This is a genomic window from Chryseobacterium pennae (genome assembly GCF_003385515.1).
GTDB lineage: Bacteria > Bacteroidota > Bacteroidia > Flavobacteriales > Weeksellaceae > Chryseobacterium > Chryseobacterium pennae.
Window position 1 is genome coordinate 27555 of sequence record NZ_QNVT01000021.1, and the last position, 14360, is coordinate 41914.

Annotated in this window: 16 protein-coding genes; 9 read left to right on the plus strand and 7 right to left on the minus strand. The window is 37.7% G+C overall.

Annotated features, from left to right (window positions below):
* Positions 1-57: 57 nt before the first annotated feature.
* The 7 genes from DRF65_RS19200 to DRF65_RS19230 all read right to left on the minus strand — a co-directional run bounded on the left by DRF65_RS19200 (position 58) and on the right by DRF65_RS19230 (position 6716).
* Positions 58-690: a DJ-1/PfpI family protein gene (locus DRF65_RS19200; RefSeq protein ID WP_115972361.1), complete on the minus strand. Its 633-nt coding sequence runs from the start codon at positions 688-690 to the stop codon at positions 58-60.
* Positions 691-783: 93 nt separating this feature from the next.
* Entirely contained in the window at positions 784-1785 is a 1002-nt protein-coding gene (locus DRF65_RS19205) for a GlxA family transcriptional regulator (protein WP_115972362.1), read from the minus strand.
* A gap of 176 nt (positions 1786-1961) precedes the next feature.
* Entirely contained in the window at positions 1962-2285 is a 324-nt protein-coding gene (locus tag DRF65_RS19210) for a hypothetical protein (RefSeq protein WP_115972363.1), read from the minus strand.
* A gap of 14 nt (positions 2286-2299) precedes the next feature.
* Complete coding sequence (locus DRF65_RS19215; protein WP_228438803.1) at positions 2300-2686, minus strand: hypothetical protein; 387 nt, start codon at positions 2684-2686, stop codon at positions 2300-2302.
* A gap of 52 nt (positions 2687-2738) precedes the next feature.
* Complete coding sequence (locus DRF65_RS19220; RefSeq protein WP_115972365.1) at positions 2739-4331, minus strand: efflux MFS transporter permease; 1593 nt, start codon at positions 4329-4331, stop codon at positions 2739-2741.
* Positions 4331-5389, minus strand: a complete 1059-nt coding sequence (locus DRF65_RS19225) for an HlyD family secretion protein (protein WP_115972412.1) — start codon at positions 5387-5389, stop codon at positions 4331-4333. Before DRF65_RS19225 ends, DRF65_RS19220 begins: the two co-directional genes overlap by 1 nt.
* Before the next feature lie 4 nt (positions 5390-5393).
* A complete protein-coding gene (locus tag DRF65_RS19230) occupies positions 5394-6716 on the minus strand; it encodes a TolC family protein (protein ID WP_115972366.1) in 1323 nt (440 codons plus the stop codon).
* Positions 6717-6848: 132 nt separating this feature from the next.
* Here DRF65_RS19230 and DRF65_RS19235 point away from each other — a divergent pair, with 132 nt between their 5' ends.
* From DRF65_RS19235 to DRF65_RS19275, 9 genes are all read left to right on the plus strand, one after another.
* Positions 6849-7646: an AraC family transcriptional regulator gene (locus DRF65_RS19235; protein WP_115972367.1), complete on the plus strand. Its 798-nt coding sequence runs from the start codon at positions 6849-6851 to the stop codon at positions 7644-7646.
* Between the two features lie 301 nt (positions 7647-7947).
* On the plus strand, positions 7948-8379 hold the full coding sequence (locus tag DRF65_RS19240; protein ID WP_115972368.1) for an RrF2 family transcriptional regulator: 432 nt from the start codon (positions 7948-7950) through the stop codon (positions 8377-8379).
* A 116-nt stretch (positions 8380-8495) separates the two neighbouring features.
* On the plus strand, positions 8496-9272 hold the full coding sequence (locus DRF65_RS19245; RefSeq protein ID WP_115972369.1) for a class I SAM-dependent methyltransferase: 777 nt from the start codon (positions 8496-8498) through the stop codon (positions 9270-9272).
* An 18-nt stretch (positions 9273-9290) separates the two neighbouring features.
* Complete coding sequence (locus DRF65_RS19250) at positions 9291-9713, plus strand: c-type cytochrome (protein ID WP_115972370.1); 423 nt, start codon at positions 9291-9293, stop codon at positions 9711-9713.
* A gap of 32 nt (positions 9714-9745) precedes the next feature.
* Entirely contained in the window at positions 9746-10465 is a 720-nt protein-coding gene (gene ric / locus DRF65_RS19255; protein WP_115972371.1) for an iron-sulfur cluster repair di-iron protein, read from the plus strand.
* 206 nt (positions 10466-10671) lie between these two features.
* Positions 10672-11268, plus strand: a complete 597-nt coding sequence (locus DRF65_RS19260; RefSeq protein ID WP_115972372.1) for a Crp/Fnr family transcriptional regulator — start codon at positions 10672-10674, stop codon at positions 11266-11268.
* An 88-nt stretch (positions 11269-11356) separates the two neighbouring features.
* On the plus strand, positions 11357-13093 hold the full coding sequence (locus tag DRF65_RS19265) for a cbb3-type cytochrome c oxidase subunit I (RefSeq protein WP_115972373.1): 1737 nt from the start codon (positions 11357-11359) through the stop codon (positions 13091-13093).
* On the plus strand, positions 13093-14088 hold the full coding sequence (locus tag DRF65_RS19270; RefSeq protein WP_115972374.1) for a cbb3-type cytochrome c oxidase subunit II: 996 nt from the start codon (positions 13093-13095) through the stop codon (positions 14086-14088). Before DRF65_RS19265 ends, DRF65_RS19270 begins: the two co-directional genes overlap by 1 nt.
* A gap of 1 nt (position 14089) precedes the next feature.
* Positions 14090-14353, plus strand: coding sequence for a hypothetical protein (locus DRF65_RS19275; protein ID WP_115972375.1), 264 nt, complete (start codon positions 14090-14092; stop codon positions 14351-14353).
* The last annotated feature ends 7 nt before the right edge of the window (positions 14354-14360 follow it).

Here is a 14360-nt window from a genome sequence, read left to right on the forward strand (position 1 = left end):
CTTGTACAGATCGCGCAGATCTATAATCTTTATGAATACCTATAATTTGTAAATATATCAGTGTTCAAATTCCCGTTGCTGGTACTCAAAAAGCGTCACAATGGTATCTGCCAGCTCTTTCCCGTGATGTTTTTCAACCAGATATAGGGCTGCATCTATTCCTGCAGTTATTCCTGCAGTAGTAATCAGTTGTTCCTGATCTACAAACCGGACATTTCTTTTCACAATACTTTTCGGATTATATTGTTCCAAAGTATCCAGCAGCATAGAATGGGTGGTAATTTCATGCTTATCCAATATGCCGGTTTTAGATAAAAGCATACTTCCTGTACAAACTGAGAAAATAATAGTTCCTTTACGATACTGATCTTTTATCCAGCTCATTACAGTATTCTGAAAATCATCATCCTGCAGGTATTCCATCACATAATCAGGATTAGCTCCCGGAATTACGATCATATCAGGCTGCAAAACGGTCTGTATATCATATGACGGAATCACAGCCATAGTATTTCCTTCCATATGTATCGCATCTCTGGTTTTTCCTACAGTATAGCAGTTATAGCTTCCGGCAGATACTACATTTGCCTTAATAAAGACATCCAACGGACCATTCAGATCCAGCGCTTCTACCTGATCGTAAATCAAAAATGCTATATTCATTGTCCCATTCTGTTGTTTCTGATTCATAATTATATTTTAAAGATTAATATTTTTTAAGACGTAGATTTCCTTGTTGATAATCAATTATCAACCTTGTGGAATACAAAAAAGTAAAGAGAATTACCCTGTTCCTTTACAGGATTTCCGGTATTGTGCCGGAGAAATGGAAAGGTATTTAAAAAATAACCGCCGGAGGGAGACTATATTTCCGAAACCACATTTTGCAGCAATCATTTCGATACTCATCTCTGTATATTCCAGCATATCCTTTGCCTGATCCAGCCTCATCTTTTCAAGAAACTTACCAGGAGTGACTCCTGACTCCCTCAAAAAGACCCTGGAGAAATTACGGACACTCATATGCACAGATTCAGCCATAAATTCTATGCTGATGGACTGGCCTAATTTATCTTTAAGCAAATCTCTGATACCCTTTGTGAAAGGAGATAACATTTCATAATCGGCAATAGCATTTCCAAACTGGGATTGTGCTCCTGCCCTTTTTAAATGCAATACCAGATGTTTGGCGACTTCTGAGGCTAGAAGCCTACCCCAATCCTCTTCCAAAAGGGCCAGTGCCAGATCTATTCCGGAAGAAACACCTCCTGAAGTATATATTCCCCGGTCCCGGATAAAAAACGGATTGATATTTACTTCCAAATCAGGATAGGTCCGTTGCAGAATATCGGCATATTTCCAATGCGTAGTTACCTGCTTTCCGTTCAGCAATCCAGCTTTTGCTAAAATAAATGCTCCTGCACAAACTGATCCTAAACGTCTTACGCTTCCTATTGTATTCTGCAAATAAGTATAAAGATCGGGATTAACTTCATCTAGTGTTCTAAGATCAGTACCGGCAACCAGTAAGGTATCTACTGGAAAATCAATATCATAAATAGTACGGCTGCAGGTTAAAGGAATTCCTGAACCTGAATATATTACCTTGTCTGAAGTCCCGGATATCAAATGAACCTGATACTGTAATCCAGCTTTATCATCCGGCAAAAAGAGATTGGCTGATGTAAACACATCACAGGGACCTGCAACATCCAGCAGCTGAACCTTTGGTAGGATCAAAAGAACTATATTTTTTATTTTTCCCTGTTTTTCTGCATTTTCCATATCTCAATCTGTATCATGCAAATGTAATGACAATGTCAAATGGCTGCAATGACAAAAAACAGACATTTTCGGCCATTTTTCATTTTTCACTTTAATCAGAAAAAAAGAGACTGCCTTTAAAGACAGTCTCAGCACTCTCACTATAAAATTAGCTAAACAAGCTATACTTTTAAAATCTAAAAAATTCTCCTGTACATTTCTTTCATCTTTTCAAACAATTCTGAAAAAGAAAACGAATTGTCAACAATACTTATAGAGGTGGAAATCCCTTTTAAGTCATATTTCGCACATGAGATTGCAAAAACATACACAATTTCAGAATTGTATTCATTTTCATGACAGCAGTAGACTCCATCGATATTAAAATCCGATCCGGAGATATCAGCTATTTCCTTAACAGGCTTCAGAGAACTGAGATATTCCATCAGTCCAAAATTGGCAGAATACCCACTGTCCAAGAGCTCTGTAACGACTTCATTCACTAATCTGATTTCTTCCATTATTTTTCTTTTACTTATTCCCAGCTTCCCTGAATAGCAACTTCAAGACTATTACTTTTCACCTCCATATCAATAGGAAATGTAATCCTGTAATCATCCATTTTCACAGTGCAACTTCCGATCAATCCTGAAATATCTCCCCAAAGTTCCACACGATAGGGTCTTGCATATAAATTCATATCCGACACATGCTCTGTTTTAAGAAGCAACGGTAAATGAAGGTTACTTTGAAAAGGCTCTGTTTCTGCCATAACACCTGAATTTTCATGATCTACAATCTTTATAAAAAGATGTTGCTCCGGTAACGACATATACTGTTCATATTCATTGATTCTTATTGTTTTAGGATGAAATATATTATCATCATTGCTGCATGATAAACAGAAAAAAAGTAAGGACAATATTGAAAGTATTTTGGCTATTTTCATAATAATGGGATGAATAGTTTACATTTTATGCAGGAGATAACCTGCGGGATTTTAAATAAAGAGCAGTACGGTTCAGGTATGGGAAAAGGATAATCAACAGTAATGTACCTGCTAAAAGCCATACCATCATTTCGTAATAATCCATAGCAAAACGGACATGTCCCTGAGCATTCATTCTTCCGACTAAAAGTTTATTAGATGCTTTTACAGCATGATCTTCAAGCATTCCTTTAGACATAAGTTTAGCAGTCTGTTTATGAAGAAAATCTTTCACAGAAGGATCTACAGCACTTAAATGATCCTGAAAAGCATTATAATGGCGGCTTTTTTCAAAAAGTTCAAAAAAGTTAATCAATGCAATGCTGGCGCAGAACCCGAAATAACGTATTGCCAGTGCTGTTGCAGCTGCTGAAGGTCCAATAGAAGCAGGAACCGATGAAATAATAAAAATAATAGTCGGGACCATAATCAATCCCACTCCCAATCCCTGAAGAAATAAAGGAATATAATAATTAAATTCATCCGCCTGAACATCAAAAGAATAATACATCAATACATGAAACAGAAGCAACATTAAAAAACCGGGTCCCCAGATATAGCGTATATTTCTTTTCTGCAGGACCATACAACAGGCAATGATAACGCCAAACACCAACCCTGAAAGGTTGAAAATATTAATATAGGAAATGTAAAACGGATCCAGGTGCAGCTCTGTAGCAAAAAAGCTGTTCGTAATTCCTGAAGCAAAACGACAAATGTACATGACAAAAAGAATCAGCAACCCTACTTTAAAATTTCTGTATCTGAAAACCCGAAGATCTATATAAGATCTTTTAATTGAATTCTGACGGAAAATTGAAATTACTGCCAATACAATGATTCCGATTACACTCCCCAGAATCCTGTGATCTTCCAGCCAATAATATTCCTGTCCGAAAATAGCTATATATCCTACCAGTACCAAAATTGCACTGAAAACCGCAAAACTCTGCCAATCCAGCTTATACAAATGAAATCTTACATTAGGTCTGTAATTCGTCATGGCCATAGTAAGGAAAATAAGACCCGGCAGATACGAAAAAATGGCAGTTTTATAAACAATATTAAAATTGTAAGAATCAATAAGATCTGCTGTAATCAGGTTATTAAACGGCAATGCACAGATCAGAATACCGAAGAACACAGAAAAACTTATTTCCCTTCCCCTTTCACTGTTTAATCGTGTAAAGATCAGGGTGAGTGAAAGGTTAACATTCCCGGCAAATAACATTCCCTGAATAAAACGGACAGGAAACAGTACATAGATCTCCCGGGTAAAATAACAGGTCAAACACGCAACGATCTGCAAAGTTGTAAATAAAAGAAAATACTCTTTGGCAGCCAGAAAACTGAAAAATCTTCTTTCCAGGCTGTAAAACCCTACATAACCCGCATAGAACAACGCTACTGAAAACTGAATATCAGCAGGTTCACCACCATAATATCCTGCTGCTGCATTGATATTGGTAAGAGGCAGGAAAAATATGATGATTCCCGGTAAAGTCATGGAAAAAAGTATAATTTTTACCAGCCATTCCGGAGCCCATTTTTTAAAAAAGGGCATTTGTCTTTTAACCATTAGGAATGCTTTTTATTAGCATATACATTTACGTTCATTCCTACTTTCAGAACGTCAATTTCATTTCTTTTTCCATCCACTCTGATTCTGACAGGAATACGCTGAACAATTTTCACATAGTTTCCGGTAGAATTATCAGGTGGCAATAATGAAAAACTTGAACCTGTTGCTGGTGAAAGAGAAATAATAGTCCCTTGAAACTCCTTATCAGGATAAGAATCTGCAACGATCTTTACGTGATCTCCAATTTTCATATCCTTAATCTGGGTTTCTTTATAATTGGCAACCACCCATTTATCCGTTTCGTTATTAACGATGAATGCTAGCGTTTCTCCAGCATCAATCATTTGCCCTACTTCAACAGTTCTTCGTCCCATTCTTCCATCATATGAAGCGACTACTGCTGTATAGCTTACATCCAGCTTATGACGGTCCAGTAATGCTTCCAGCCTGGCAATTTCAGCCAAAACCACTGTTTTTTCAGCTTGAATATCATGTATTTTAGAAACAGATGCAGCATAATCATCCTGAGAAGATTTATAATCACTTTCGTTCACGTCCAATGTAGCTTTTACATCTTCCAGTCTCTGTTTAGTAGCAGATTCTTCATCATAAAGTTTCTTGTACCGGTTATAATCAAGCTGTTGTTTCCATACTTTTGCCTTATTGGCATCTATCTGGGCCTGAGCTGAGGCAGCTTCTTTTGACGTAGTGCTGGTATTACTTTCCAGAACTTTCAGCTGGGCACGTGCTTTCTGAAGGGCTGCCTGAGTTTGCTTTTGTTGAAGAACATATTCCCTGTTATCAATCAGTAAAAGGGTATCTCCTTTTTTAACTTCCTGGTTTTCCTCAAATTTTACGGCTACAATGAATCCGCCTGCTCTTGAAATAACTGGGTTTACATATTCCTGAATTTGAGCATCATTCGTCTGCTCATATCGATAATAATTCTTAAGAGTAAAACCGCCCCAAACAGCAAGTGCAGCAACGATTAAAACTGAAATCCATCCTGTGATCTTTGTGATCAGCCTATCGGTGGGAGTATATTTCTTTTTCATTGTATTATAAAACGCCTGTAATATTTTGTAGTAAATAATAATTGTTCTGTGCCATAATCTTTGCTGCTTCAAGTTCAAATTTTGTCTGAAGAAGCTGTATATTGGCATCCAAAAGTTCTGTGATAAGAGAGGTTTGGCTGAAATAGGTATTTTTAATAATCCGAGCATTCTCTTTGGCCTGAACAACGTTGGTTTCAGCAACCTTAATCTGTTCGAGAGCTTCCTGATACCTCAGATATGCTTCTTTTACCTGTTGTCTTACCTTATCTTCCGTATCCTTATGGGCCTCTTCTTCTTTTTCAAATTCTAGTTTGGCTGCTTTTACTTTATTGGTATTATGATAAAGTGAGGATATTGAAAATGAAGCCTTAATACCAACAATTCCCAATGAATACCAATAAGGATTGTAGGGATAAAGGAAAATCTGCGGGTTGGCATAATAAAATTCACCGTACATCCCGATTTTGGGCCTTACATTGGCCTTTACCTGCTTCAGTTTAAGAATACTCAATTCCGTTTGCTGTTCTGAAACATGGTAATCAAATGAATGATCCAACGCCATTTTCAGATATTCTGCATAGGTTGTATTGGCATCCCATTGATTATAGGGTACTTCCGGAATAACTATCTGCTCATCTGGAACGCCTAAAATAATATTCAGTTTCTGCATGGCGATCAGAATATCATTTTCAATAGTCACCAAAGCCATTTTACGTTTGGAAAGTTCAAGCTCTATCCTTAAAACATCGCTTTTCAACACCACACCGTTTTTGTATAAAGACTTGATTTCTTTAAGCTGTATTTCCTGATCTTTGATATCCTGCTTAATAAGATCCCTGAAGATTAGTGTTTTCTGAAGTTCAAGATAAAGACTGGCTGTTTTGTAATGAATATCGGAAATGGATTGATCTTTTTGAATATTCTTAATCTTTTGAAGGGTCTGGTTCTCTTTGATCTTAAGATTCAGTTTATTTCCGTTGTAAATGTTCAGATAAAAATCGGCTCCCACTTTGTAAAGAGTGTGGATGACCTCATGTTGGGTAGGTTTGGAAAAAATTCCGTTTTCATAGATGGGGATATTGGAAGCTTTTTCAGCAGATCCTTTGACCTGTATTTCCGGAAGTCGCTCTCGTTTGGCGTCTTTTACTTCGGCTTCAGCAATGTCTACATTGATGGTATTGATTTTAATATGACGGCTGTTTTCTTCAGCTCTTTGCCATGCGTCTTTCAGGGAGATCCGTATGGTATCATTTCGTGGACTGCCTGTCTGAGCCGATATTGTATAGGAAACTCCTAGCATCAGCAGTCCGGTGACATAAATTTTCATTTGAATTTTTCGAATTATTGCACTGCAAATTTATTGGCAATCCGCAAATTTTATTTATCTAAAATAGTCAACTTTTACATGATTCCGGCCAAATGATTATATTTGCATTTTCAACAGTATTTTAGTTTTGATATGGGATTAATTGCAGCGCTTCCGGACATCGACAGACATGATAAAAGTGTATTTGTCATGCACGAAAAATCAGAGAAACTGATTCCTTTTCATAAACATACCAAAGGACAGTTAAGCTATGTAGAAGGTGGTATTGCTTATATTACGATTGACAACCGGACATATGTGGTACCCGCCAGACATTTTTTTTGGATCCCGGAGGGAATGGAACATATTTTAGAGGTCGGGCATACCGCTACCGTTCTTCGTTCACTTTATTTTTATGCTCATGATGATGTTTCAGATCCGTTTTATGGAAAACTGGGAATTTATCCGGCATCAGAACTTTTGATCCAGATGATTAAATACACAGAAATGTGGGACGAAAAACACATCACCTATAAAGATGAAAACTTTGAGTTTCTGGTGGCTTTAAAAAAAATCTTACCTAAAACCCATAAGCAGCCCCTACCTATTATTCTTCCTGCCACTCATAACAAACAGATGATGAAAATAGTCTCTTATCTTGAATGGAATATGGGAGAAAAACTGACACTTACCAATGTAAGCACCAGGTTCGGGCTGAGTGAACGCTCTATGTCCCGCCTGTTTAAAGCTGACATGGATATCTCCTTTCTTCAGTACCTGAAAACATTAAGAATCATCAAAGCTATTGAGCTCCTTTTGAATACAGACAAACCCATTAATGAAATTGCAGATGATGTGGGCTATAGCTCGATCAGCGCCTTCAGTGATACGTTTCATGAATTTACACAATCCAGACCATCTGATCTTCGGAAAAGCAGTAAGGCATTTTGATGTATTTGTTTTTATCATTAGGAGGTGACGGGTCAAGTAAATAATTTGAGATCCCTCCAAAGAAGTAGAATATACGATCTTTCCATTGATATCTCCGTAAAATTCAATATTTCAGAGAATATAAGGGGAACTCCCAATTAGTTGGCAATTATTTAGAATAACTAAAGTGATTAAAATCTTTCACTTATTCATCCATTAATTCGTGTTTGAACGATCTTTGTCAAGTCCTTTAAAAATAAAAGATAATTTTGTCTTTTATTTAAAATAAGTTCATACATTTGTCCTATAAAAATCAGATACAATGTTTTCCAAAACCTGCGAATATGCATTAAGAGCATTAATTTACATTGCCCAGCAGTATAAAAATGACAGCAGGGTCGGGATTAAGGATATTGCGAAAAACATTCATTCTCCGGAACACTTTATTGCAAAAATCCTTCAGGATCTGAGCAGAAAAGGTTTTGTACAATCGGCAAAAGGGCCAAACGGAGGTTTTTATATGGATCCTCAAAATCTGAATATAAGTATTGCTGATATTGTAAAGGAAATAGACGGTGATAAATTATTTACGGGTTGTGGACTAGGTCTTGATCAATGTTCAGAAACCCACCCATGTCCACTTCATGAACAGTTCAAAAGTATCAGGCAGGATCTTCGCATCATGCTTGAAACATCTAAAATACAAATGTTTGTGGATAATCTGGATTTAGAATTAACCTACCTCAAAACCTAAAAAAATTATCATAATAAAAGATAAAAAGATCTTAATATATTAATAACAATAATAAAACTCAATTTAACAGGTGTTCATATTGATTATCTGTTTGTTACAATTTAAAACCTCACCCAATGAAAACAGCTGCTATTGAAAAAATGTCTGCCCATTGGCTATTAGCTAAAATCGGTAAAAAAGTTTTGCGGCCAGGCGGCTTAGTCCTGACTCAGAAAATGTTGAGAATGCTGGATATCAATTCTCATGACCGAATCGTAGAGTTTGCCCCGGGCATTGGTTTTACAGCAAAGCTCACTTTGAAGAAAAATCCGGAATCCTATACAGGAATTGATGCAGAGCAAGAAGCTGTTGATCTTTTGAAAAAGAATTTTATAAATACAGCAGCTCAATTTAAGTTGGGGAATGCAGCACATTCAGATCTAGCCGAACAATCTGCAAATAAAGTATATGGTGAAGCTATGCTGAGTATGCACAGTGACCACAGGAAATCGGAAATTATCAGGGAAGCTTCCAGAATTTTGGCACCAAAGGGCTATTATGCTATCCATGAATTAGCTCTGGCACCTGATAGTCTGGATGAAAATGTGAAATTACAGATTCAGAAAGAACTGGCTTTAAGCCTAAAGGTAAATACCCGCCCATTAACAGTTTCCGAATGGACACAATTACTGAAAAAAGAAGGTTTTCAGATTTTAAAAACGGAAACAGCTCCTATGCACCTTCTGGAACTGCAAAGGATCATCAGTGATGAAGGTCTTTCCGGATTTCTGAAAATTGCCGGAAATATCATCATACAGCCTAAAATCCGTTCCCGGATTCTACAAATGAGAAGGGTCTTTAAAAAGCATAATAACTGCCTTTGTGCGGTAGTCATTCTTGCACAGAAAAAATAATTATAAATAATACTCATTATGAAAACACTTTTTTTTAATACCGCAATAATCCTGGCTTTATCTCCCATCCTGCTATCTTGTTCAAAACCCGAAACAACTCCTATTCCACAGGCAGATCCATATTCTAGCCAACAGCCCGCTCAGCCTGTAGAAACACCTCCTGTTCCTGTAACAACCAGTGCAAACGCCATAGATGAAGGGTTGAAATTAATTGAAGGGACAGACTGCATTACCTGTCATAAAATTGATGCAAAACTGATAGGTCCATCCTATCAGGAGGTGGCTGCAAAATATACCGAAACAGATATCGATATGCTGGCAAATAAAATTATTGAAGGCGGAAAAGGAAACTGGGGAGACATTCCAATGGCCCCTCATAACGGAATGAGTAAAGACAATGCAAAACTGATGGTAAAATACATTTTATCATTAAAAAAATAAGAACAATTTAAATCAATAAAACGCCCCATAATATGAATACAAAAACAGATTTTATCGGAAATATTGTAGCGGAAGACTTCAGAACAGCTGCCATTTTTAAAAGATACGGAATTGATTTCTGCTGTAAAGGAGGAAGAACCATTGAGGAAGCCTGCAAGAATAAAAAACTGAATCCGGAAAAAATTTATGAAGAACTGGATGCACTTCCGAAAAATAATGATACCGCCATAGACTTCAGCAGTTGGCCTCTGGATCTTCTGACAGATTATATTGAAAAGTCTCACCATCGTTATGTGGAGGAAAAAACTCCTGTTTTACAAACTTTTCTTGATAAATTATGTAAAGTACATGGCGACAGACATCCTGAATTATTCGAGGTTAATACTTTGTTTCGTGAATCAGCCCATGATCTGGCTGCTCATATGAAAAAAGAAGAACTCATTCTCTTTCCGTTTGTAAGAAATATGGTAAAGGCTAAAATATCCGGTGGAGATCTTACAAGACCTGGATTCGGGACTGTAGAAAACCCGGTGAACATGATGCAACATGAGCATAGTGTTGAAGGAGACCGTTTCAGAAAGATCGCTGAGATTACCAATGAATTTCTTCCTCCTGCTGATGCCTGCCATACTTATAAAGTAGCATTTGCCATGCTTCAGGAATTTGAAAATGATCTTCACAAACATATCCATCTGGAAAATAATATCCTTTTTCCAAAAGCTATCCAACTGGAAAAACAGTTTTCTGAATAATTGTTTTCAGCTGGAGGCCGGAAGAAGGAGGCTGGAAATTGCTGTTATACGGAGAAAACCACTAAAAGTGATTTTTGAATAGAAAAATCATAATACTTCAATACAGTTGGCTCCGTTAAAATTGAAAACTAAAAGGACTTCCCTCTTCCAGCCTCCTTCCTATCCATTCACTCCAATCATCTCCTTTAATATTGTATATTTAAACTATGATTCCCGAAGACCTTTTAAAGCAATATGGCAGCATAAGCAAAGATTATAAATGTGGTGATTTCATCTACGAAGAAGGGATGAAAAGTACCTTCTATTTTCAGATTGTTTCCGGAAAGGTAAAACTGAATAATTTCAGCGAAGACGGCAGGGAATTTATCCAGAATATTTTTGAAGCTCCTCAGTCCTTTGGTGAGGCTTTTCTCTTCATCAATGAGGTTTATCCTACAAATGCCATAGCTTTAACGGATTGTACCATCTGCCAGCTTACTTCCAAAAACTTTTTTGAGATATTGAAAGAACATCCACAATATTCACTGAAGATCAACGAAAATCTTTCACGGCGACTTCATTATAAAATGATCATGTCCCAGCATATTTTTTCAAAAGACCCTGCGATCAGGCTTAAAGTATTAATGGATTATTTTAAGCAAACTCACTGCACAGAAGAAACTGAAACAGAATACATTATTCCTTTAACTCGTCAGCAAATGGCCGATCTTACAGGCTTACGGGTTGAAACTGTAATCCGGACCATTAAAGCGATGGAAAAAGAACATCTCCTTAACATAATAAACAGACAAATTTACTATTAAATTAAGAATCTGATTGTGATTGAGATCATAACAGTAAAATTTGTATTCATTGTAATTTTAGGAAACAGAATTTCTTAAAACTTATGCAATGGACGAGTTTCTCAATGAACCAGGCTTACAAATTACCCTTATTCTTATTTCGCTGCCTATCATCTTCGCTCTCATTCTGATTTTGATAAAAGTGAACAGAATGATTTCCAACACTCTTAAAAAAAGGGAACTGAAAAGGATTTACAAACATCTGGAAAGTTTACCACCACAAGAAGTTACCGCTTTAGAAGAACGTAAAAAAGAACTTGAATTTCAGCTTTCCGGGAATGAGCTCAGTCTGAATAAAAATGTAAAAGACCCACGTGGCCTGGTAGATCAGGCTAATGAAATTCATGACATCCGGTTTCTTCAGAGCAAAAGAAAAGAAAGCGGAAAAATTTCGGTTCCTGAGGATGAAAAAAAGCTCATTCTCTGGTTTCTGGGATGTGCCGTTTTCTGGCTTTTCATGGGAACTACGGTGGGAGAATATCTGGGAATAAAATTTGTAGCGCCAGACTCGGATCATCTCAGCTGGCTGAGTTTCGGAAGGCTGCGTCCTGTTCATACCAATATGGTTTTCTGGGGATGGGCTTCTATGGCTATGCTTGGTTTCTCTTATTATGTAGTTCCCAGAGTTGGAAATACCAAAGTTTTCAACCTTAAGATCGGATACTGGTCTTTAATACTGATGAACTCTGCCGTATTTCTCGGAAGCATCTGCCTAATGGCAGGGATTAACAACAGTGGTGGTGAATACCGGGAATATATCTGGCCTGTTATGATTCTTTTTGCTATAGGAATTATGATCAGCATTTATAATCATTTAAAAACCATCGAATTCAGAAAAACGGAAGATATCTATGTTTCCAACTGGTATGTGGTTTCTGCTATGATGTATGTAGTGGTCATCCTTTTCGTCGCCTATCTCCCATTCTGGCAGGATGGCCTCGGAGAAACGATAACACAGGGCTACTTTATGCATCAGGGGGTTGGCATGTGGTTCATGTTTTTCAATCTGGGATTAATGTATTATTTTCTGCCACAGGAACTTAACAGCCCGGTATATTCATACAGCCTGAGTATTCTGGCATTCTGGACACAGATTTTATTTTATACCCTGATCGGGACCCATCATTTTATTTTCAGTGCTATTCCATGGTGGATGCAGACAGTGGCTATTGTAGCCAGTGTAGGAATGGTGATTCCTGTAGCTGCAGGAAGTGTTAACTTTATGATGACCATACGCGGATCATGGCACAGGTTAAAGCTCAGCTATGTATTGCCTTTTTATGTGGTTTCTGTAATTTTTTACTTTACCGGGTCAATGCAGGGAACGGCTGAAGCTTTCAGAACAACTAATCTTTTGTGGCATTTCACAGATTTTACAGTCGCTCACTCCCATCTGACCATGTACGGAATCATTACTTTTATGCTATGGTCTTTTACTTATACACTCGTTCCGAGACTTACCTCTCATGAGCCGCCAAGCCTCACAGTAGGACTCCATTTCTGGATGGCATTGATCGGAGTACTGGTATATACTATTTCCCTGATGATTGGTTCCACCGAAAAAGGCATACTCTGGATGGATAAGAAGCCTTTTCTTGAAGGTGTGATAAAAATGTTCCCTTTCTGGTTATGGCGAGCTATCGGAGGAACCATGATGTGGATATCACATATCATTTTTGCCTATAACTTTTACAGGATGATCTGTCCACGGAAAGAAATCAGAATTCCGGAAACCCCTTCAGAGATTTTAGATATCATACATACCCAACAAAATAAAGCATTATAATGGACTTCTTTAATGACCATAAGAAACTTTTTTCTTCAGCACTGGCGTTTTTCCTTTTTCTGACACTGATTATATGCATCTTTCCTGCTCTGAACAACCAGAAAGTATATCAGCCTTTGCAGGGAAGTAAAGCACTCACAGAAGAAGAAAGCCGTGGAAAAGCAATCTATATTCGTGAAGGTTGTGTGGCATGCCATACCCAACAGGTCCGTAATGTGGATATGGATCAGGTATTCGGAAACCGCCCAAGTCTGGCAGTAGATTACGCGAGAAACAAAAGGCTGAATCTATTTCAGAATACAGCTACCCTGATGGGGACCGAAAGAACAGGTCCAGATCTTACCAATATTGGCATACGGCAATCCAGCAAAGACTGGCAGTATTCTCACCTTTTCAATCCAAGGTCAGTCGTTCCACAATCCATAATGCCTTCATATCAATGGCTGTTTCTCATCAAAGAACAATTAGATCCCGGAGATAAGGAGATCAGTCTTCCCGATGCTTTTAAAAGGAAAATTAAGGGTAAGATAGTTCCGTCAAAAGATGCAAGTGATCTGGTGGCTTATCTGCTTAGCCTTAAACAGACGGAGCTTCCTAAAAGTATTCCGACAAGGGAGTTCCTGTACAAAAAAGAAGAGAAAAAAACTAATGGAACTGCCGGAGGTGATAATCTCCCGGATGGAGAAGCATTATTTGCAGCCAACTGTGCCACCTGTCATCAGGCTACCGGAGAAGGCGTTCCCGGAGCATTTCCTCCATTGAAAGGTGATAAAGTAGTTTTAGGTGACAACCTGGAGCTGTATGTTACCATTATTATGAAAGGATATAATGGTTTAGCCCCTCAATTCGGAGAAATGCCACCTGTAGGAACCAATGCCAATTTCAAGCCTGAAGATGTGGCAGCCCTTATCAATCACGAAAGAACAGGCTGGGGGAACAACGGTAAGAAAGTTACTGTTGAAGAAGTAAAAACAATCATGGATAAAATAAAATGATATGAAAAAGATACATTATATAATACTGCCAATACTGATATTATGGACAAACTATTTTCAGGCCTGTGATGCCTGTAAACTACAACAGCCTAAAATCACCAGAAATTTCACCCACGGCCCGGGTCCTGAATCCAGCTGGGATTGGTTCATCGTGGGTGGAATGGCCCTGTTTACACTGGTTACCCTATTTTATTCGCTAAAGTTTCTCATCAAACCAGGCGAAAAGAATAAGAAGCATATCAAAAATAATGTCCTTAATTTTTAAATCTGAA